Source organism: Tsukamurella sputi (genome assembly GCF_007858445.1).
GTDB classification, from domain to species: domain Bacteria; phylum Actinomycetota; class Actinomycetes; order Mycobacteriales; family Mycobacteriaceae; genus Tsukamurella; species Tsukamurella sputi.
In genome coordinates this window covers 1-510 of sequence record NZ_VIGV01000238.1, presented here as the reverse complement: position 1 = coordinate 510, position 510 = coordinate 1, and the positions used below count along the sequence as shown (strand labels likewise).

1 protein-coding gene is annotated in these 510 nt (G+C 44.7%); it reads right to left on the bottom strand.

Annotation, left to right across the window (positions count from 1 at the left end; genetic code table 11):
- Positions 1–15 precede the first annotated feature (15 nt).
- A partial coding sequence (locus FK268_RS26285) for a UDP-3-O-(3-hydroxymyristoyl)glucosamine N-acyltransferase (protein WP_146437927.1) occupies positions 16–510 on the bottom strand: 495 nt, incomplete at its 5' end.

Genomic DNA, 510 nt, shown 5'->3' with positions numbered 1-510 from the left:
CCTAATCCTTTACTCTTACTCTTCTTCTCTTTTTAGCTGATTTTCTAATTTTTTGACTCGCTCAAAAAGATCGCCTAATCGCTTGATTCTAGCGCTATTGTAGCGCCACTCTCTATTTTCTAGTACCGGCGGGATAGAAGAGTAGATCTTTCCTGACTTAAGCGGTTGGCTTACTTGCGTGCCTCCGGTGACAATCACATTATCTTCGATCTTCATGTGACCATTCATCCCAACACCACCACCGATAACCACATTATTACCAATATCTGTTGAACCGGCGATACCGGTATAACCGGCAATAACCGTATTTTCACCAACGATACAATTATGCCCTAACTGAACATGATTATCGATCTTCGTTCCTCGACCAATAACGGTATCCTCAATAGCACCACGATCGATACAACTTCCGGCGCCAATATCCACATCATCCGCTAAGATCACACGCCCTAATTGCGCCACCTTGATATAACCCGATTTTGCCCGAGCAAAGCCAAAGCCTTCAGCGCC